Source organism: Acidobacteriota bacterium, assembly GCA_033549365.1.
GTDB lineage: Bacteria > Acidobacteriota > Aminicenantia > Aminicenantales > Saccharicenantaceae > JAWSUF01.
In genome coordinates this window covers 1-5,081 of sequence record JAWSUF010000035.1, presented here as the reverse complement: position 1 = coordinate 5,081, position 5,081 = coordinate 1, and the positions used below count along the sequence as shown (strand labels likewise).

The 5,081-nt window shown below is 52.1% G+C and carries 4 protein-coding genes and 1 pseudogene; all 5 read left to right on the top strand.

Annotated elements, in window-relative coordinates:
* Window positions 1–89: 89 nt before the first annotated feature.
* The 5 genes and pseudogenes from SCM96_15845 to SCM96_15825 all read left to right on the top strand — a co-directional run bounded on the left by SCM96_15845 (window position 90) and on the right by SCM96_15825 (window position 4,607).
* A pseudogene (locus SCM96_15845) lies at window positions 90–428 on the top strand (FkbM family methyltransferase).
* A 200-nt stretch (window positions 429–628) separates the two neighbouring features.
* Window positions 629–1,282, top strand: a complete 654-nt coding sequence (locus SCM96_15840; GenBank protein MDW7762094.1) for a hypothetical protein — start codon at window positions 629–631, stop codon at window positions 1,280–1,282.
* Window positions 1,283–1,313: 31 nt separating this feature from the next.
* Window positions 1,314–2,417 carry an aminotransferase class I/II-fold pyridoxal phosphate-dependent enzyme gene (locus tag SCM96_15835; GenBank protein MDW7762093.1) on the top strand — a complete coding sequence of 368 codons (1,104 nt, stop codon included), beginning with the start codon at window positions 1,314–1,316 and terminating at the stop codon, window positions 2,415–2,417.
* A 64-nt stretch (window positions 2,418–2,481) separates the two neighbouring features.
* Complete coding sequence (locus tag SCM96_15830; protein MDW7762092.1) at window positions 2,482–3,750, top strand: O-antigen ligase family protein; 1,269 nt, start codon at window positions 2,482–2,484, stop codon at window positions 3,748–3,750.
* A 212-nt stretch (window positions 3,751–3,962) separates the two neighbouring features.
* On the top strand, window positions 3,963–4,607 hold the full coding sequence (locus tag SCM96_15825) for a hypothetical protein (GenBank protein ID MDW7762091.1): 645 nt from the start codon (window positions 3,963–3,965) through the stop codon (window positions 4,605–4,607).
* The last annotated feature ends 474 nt before the right edge of the window (window positions 4,608–5,081 follow it).

The following is a 5,081-nucleotide window of genomic DNA, read 5'->3' as shown; positions in this document are numbered from 1 at the left end:
TGGATATCATGGAGGGTTGTAGCCCTTTTTTTTCGTCCTTGTCAAATGCCATCACGTAACTTTGAAACAAGCTCAAACTTTATAAATCAAATAATACGGGGGTATCCACATTGATAAGAGATGATGAGTTCGTAAAACGATATGGAATAAAAGATGAATACGAAGAAGTAGATTGTATCACTTTAAAAGATATTATAAATAAATTCGAGATCGAACGAATAGATTTTCTTAAAATGGACATTGAAGGGGGCGAGTACAATATTTTTAATAATATTGATGATGATATCTTTAATAAAATAAAAAAAATATCAATGGAATATCATTACATAAATGAGGAACAAAATGGGGAAAAGCTAAAACAATTATTTCAAAACAAAGGGTTTATGGTTAAAATGAATTATCCTATCTTATATGCATGGAAGCAATAAAGTCGTTACTACATAATTTTTCTATGTCTTAATATTTCTCTTCTTATAAGCAGATTGATACGCTAATAATTATTTGTAATTGGCGAGGATATTTTAAAAGTAAAATGGTTATCAACGATAATGACAATCTCATTCTCGCGATAGCGACTGAATATCCTTAAAGCGATTTTCTCAATTCTTAATAGAAGAGAATTGGTATTATGAAAAAAAACCTGATCATCATCGGAGCCGGTAATGTCGGCGCGTTTGTGGCTTACAACCTCGATCTTTTTGATGAAAAATTCATCCTCCTGGGCTTCCTCGATGATGACATTCATAAAAAGGGAAGGATAATCGCCGGGCATCAGGTATTGGGCAATGTGGATGATCTTCGGTCTTTTCCGGCCGGGACGGCGGTGGCTGTGGGGATTGCCGACCCGGTCTCCCGGAAACGCATTGTGAATAAGATCCAAACGCTCCCTGTAGTTTTTCCTAATTTCATCTCGTGCCGGGCCTGGCTTTCCAGGGAAGTGCGGGTCGGGCGGGGGGCCATCATCTATCCGGGCGTGAGCATCAATTATGAGAGTGTTTTAGGCGATTTTGTGATCATCAACATGAACTGCGCCCTGGGACACAATGCGACCGTATCCGACTTTTGCAGCCTGGCGCCCGGTGTGAACTTTTCCGGTTTCACCTATCTTGAAGAAGGCGTGAGTATGGGCATCGGCTCCGCCACTCGCCAGAATGCCAGAATCGGCCGGGGCAGCACGATCGGCGGCCAGGCTTTTGTGATTGGGAACGTGCCGGAAGGCTCGATCGTGATGGGAATCCCCGGAAAACCGAAAGTGAGGACAAGCCCACGTGAAGGCAAGTAAAAATAAACGCATTTTTCTCTCGCCTCCGCACATGTCCGGATTCGAGGAGGGCCTTGTTGCCGAGGCCTTCCGGTCGAACTGGATCGCCCCGCTCGGTCCCATGGTCGACGATTTCGAGCGCGAGATGTGCGAATATATCGGAATCGGCCATGCCGCGGCTCTTTCCTCGGGGACTGCGGCTCTCCACTTGGCGCTAATCATCCTCGGAGTCGGAGACGGCGACGAGGTCCTTTGCTCGGACCTGACATTCAGCGCCTCGGCTAATGCCATCGTGTATGTGGGAGCGAAGCCGGTGTTCATCGACTGCGACCGGCGGACCTGGAACATGGATCCCGGATTGCTCGAGGAAGAGTTGGAGGAGGCGCGGAATAAGGGCCGTATGCCCAAGGCCGTTATGGCCGTCGATCTCTACGGCCAGTGCGTCGATTATGGAAGAATCGAGGAGATTTGCCGGAGATACGATGTGCCGCTCATCGAGGATGCGGCCGAGGCGCTGGGGGCATCCTGCAACGGCAAAAAAGCCGGATGTTTCGGCCGGGCCGGCGTATTCTCCTTCAACGGCAACAAGATCATCACGACGTCCGGGGGCGGCATGCTGGTTTCGGATGACGGGGAATTTGTGGATCGAGCCAGGTTCCTGGCCACTCAGGCGCGCGAACCGGCCCCGCACTACGAGCATTCGAAAATCGGCTACAATTACCGGATGAGCAACCTGCTGGCCGCCGTCGGCCGGGGGCAGCTCCGGGTCATCGAGGAACGCGTTGCGGCCCGCCGCGGGATTTTCGATTATTATCGGAAGGCTCTCGGAGATCTACCAGGCATCGACTTCATGCCCGAAGCCCCCTATGGCCGCTCGAACCGTTGGCTGACCTGCATTACGGTCGAACCTGAGGATTTCGGCTCGACGCGTGAGGACATCCGAATGGCGCTTGAGGCGGAAAACATCGAGGCCCGGCCCATATGGAAGCCCATGCATATGCAGCCGGTATTCGCCGGATGCAGGAAGCGGAGGGGCGCCGTGGCGGCCGAAATATTCGATAAGGGACTTTGCCTGCCGAGCGGAAGCCGCCTCGAAGAAAAGGATCTTGACAGGATTGCCGAAGTCGTAAGGCGAGTCGCGTTGAGTTCAGCCTGATTCCGATTCATGAACCGAGTTCGAAGTTCTTGAGTGTGGGAGGTTTAACGGATTTGTGTCGGAAATGAAACACATTCGAATGATGGATTGGATCGAAGCGGCGCTTCTTGCGGCGATGGCGCCGCTTTTTATTTTTCCTCGAATCAACCGTCTTTGGCCTTTTCTGATTTTCCCCATATTGTGGCTGGTTCGCTTCCTGTTTGTGAAGCTCAAGGGGTCCGATTCCTATGCGGGGTCTCCGATCGATGTTGCCGTCGCTCTTCTCGGTGTCCAATTGGTAATCTCCTCGGCGGCCTCGGGACAATGGGCGGCCATGCTGCCGAAGGTTGTGGGAATTGTCTACGGGATCCTGGTTTTTTTTGTTATTGTTCGCATTGTGCGTACGGAGCGATTGATTGCGGTGGGAATCGGAGTTTACATCGCCGGAGGCGCCGGACTTGCGGTGATCGGAGTGATGGGGATGTTTCTGAGCGGAGAAGCGCATTTCCGTAGGCTTCTTGAACTGTTGATAGGCAGGATTCCACAAAAAAACTGGGGATTCGAGGGGGCTGAGGCGGGATTGAATCCAAATGCCGTTGCCGGCGTGTTGTTGCTTTTCGTGCCGCTCTGCATGGCTCTCTTTGTGAACATGATAAGGGAGCGAAAGGCGATGCCGGGAGCCGGGTTGGCGTTCATTCCGTTGCTTGGGTTGTTGACGGCGTTTTTTCTGCTCGTTCTTTTTATCTCACAGACAATCGCTTCCTGGCTGGCCCTTGCCGGAGGCTTATGGCTTGTCATCTCTTCGAAAAATATTCAAATTTTCGGGATCATATTCATCGTGCTCTTCAGCGGCTTGGTGTTGATTGTGTTGCCCGAGAGCGATGCCGAGGCGGCGGCCGAAAGGAAAAGACCGTATTGGATTGAAAAAATCAAACATCGCCATCTTCAGTGGTCTGTCGGAATCACGGCCGTGCGGGAAAAACCGCTGACCGGAGTCGGAGTCAATATGTTGAGGAGGGAACCGGGGCTTGGATATAAAAAAGCCCATGCCCACAATCACATGCTCCACACCGCCGCAGAAATGGGGATTCCCGGGCTGATCGCCTACCTGGCCATTCTGGGCGGGGCTTGGGCAATGTGCCGGTCCGTATGGCTCCGGCCGATGCCGGGCTGGATGCGGGCGTCGGCCCGTGGACTGGCCGGGGGACAGGCGGCTCACGTCCTCTTCGGATTGGGAGACTCCATTCCGCTGGGCGCCAAGCCCGGAATCGTCTTCTGGATCTCGCTGGGATTGATTGCGGCGCTCTATCATAAAGCCGTCTACCCAGCGATGAATCGGGAACATCCGGAATGATGTCATCCTCAATTAAATGGTTGACAAGAGGGGCTGGGCTCCTCATTGCGGGCGGGCTGGTCTTGTCGGCAGTTTTTTTATATGAAAAAAACCGGGATAGGGATTGGGTTTCACGGCGATGGCTCTCCAGAATCGGGGACACGACGGTGTTGTGCGAATCCGCCGGGGATACGGACGAAACGGATGCCCAAGGTCTCATATCCGGAAGGCCGATGCTTCCCTGGCGTTCGCGCCGGGGAGATCCCCCGCCCTTCGTTTTCATTTTTGCCCTGGCGTCGGATTCCCGGGCGGATATCATCTCTTTTCTCAATAGTTGGAACGAAGGCCGATGGCCGGGAATCAGCGCGAAAGATGTCGAAGTCGAGTTTTCGACGAAAAGTCCGGATGCCGGATATGACCGCGTCGGGTTTTTCCATCTCGAAAGGGAAAGAACCCGGCAGGAATTCAGGATTGCGAGGAGCGATGTCCGATGGATTCGGCTGACAATCCATTCAAACTATGGGCACCCGGATTTAACTGAACTCAATAAGTTTTCCATTTATGGAAAAATCAATTTCCACACGCCACTCATAATTTCGTCTTTCATCTGGATCGTGGGGGTAGCGATTATCCTGGCTGCTTTCGGATGGCATCAACACCTGGCGCGACGGGAAAATCTCACCCTTCGCGATACCCTGCGCTTAACGACGTTTACGAATCCGGCTAAGCTGGGTGCTGTTTTAATCGCCGCGGGCGTTCTGGCCTCGGTCGTTGGGGAGCCTGCCCGTGTTCCGGTGCTGGCGACCTTGGCGTCGACCGGCTTCATAGCTGCAACTGTCATTTTTTTTAAAAGCTGGGTTAAAAAAACAACTCTCTGAACACATCATGTTTGGCGGACAGGGGGATCTTTGGCAAGCTATGGCGCCCCCCTCCGCAAGCAGATCAGTTGACAATCACGGCATGGTCATGAAATCCCTCTTTTGGCTGCGATGACCCACGGCCTCGACGCTGCGGCTGCTTCCCCTCCTCTTTCTCTCATCGTCTCCGGACTTCTGTTTTTCGGGTGCTACGGTCTGGGGCGTTCGCCGGCGCCGGTGTGCCGGGATGGCAGTCGCCCATCTTCTTGCCTACGGTGCCCGGATCAATACGTTGAATCCGGCCCGACTTTCGCCATTATTCCATGAGCCTCCTATAACTTAAGCAAAATCAGGAACATACGCAGCCGCCATCGTAGCACCTAACCATGAGTTGTGGTATATTGATATTAACAACAACATAATGTGGTATTTATGAAAATAATACTTGACAAGTAGCACCTAATATGATAACCTCTGAGCATGCCTTACATCCTC